The 508-nt window shown below is 60.2% G+C and carries 1 protein-coding gene; it reads left to right on the forward strand.

The window, feature by feature from the left end:
- A partial coding sequence (locus tag Q7C21_RS23135; protein WP_375151260.1) for an AI-2E family transporter occupies positions 1–508 on the forward strand: 508 nt, incomplete at both ends.

The raw sequence follows: 508 nt of genomic DNA on the forward strand, positions 1-508 counted from the left end.
TGGTGTTCTTCTTCCTCAAGGACCGGGCGATGATCAGCCGTTTGGTTATCGGCTACCTGCCTCAGGAGCGGACCTTGATCACTCGGGTTGCCCACGAAATGAACCGGCAGATCGCCAACTACATCCGCGGCAAGGTCATCGAGATCGTTATTTGCGGTGGTGTGACTTATATCGCCTTCGTCGCCCTGGGCCTGAACTACGCGGCCCTGCTGGCCCTGCTGGTGGGGATTTCGGTGGTGGTGCCCTATGTCGGTGCGGTAGTGGTGACGGTGCCGGTGGCGCTGATCGCCCTGTTCCAGTGGGGCTGGAGCGACCAGTTCATCTACCTGATGGCGGTCTACGGGATCATCCAGGCCCTGGATGGCAATGTGCTGGTGCCGCTGCTGTTCTCCGGTGCGGTGAATCTGCACCCGGTAGCAATCATCTGTGCGGTGCTGCTGTTTGGCGGGCTGTGGGGCTTCTGGGGGATTTTCTTTGCGATTCCCCTGGCCACGCTGTTCAAGGCAGT

This window comes from Pantoea sp. ANP04, from assembly GCF_041982285.1.
Taxonomy (GTDB): domain Bacteria; phylum Pseudomonadota; class Gammaproteobacteria; order Enterobacterales; family Enterobacteriaceae; genus Pantoea; species Pantoea eucalypti.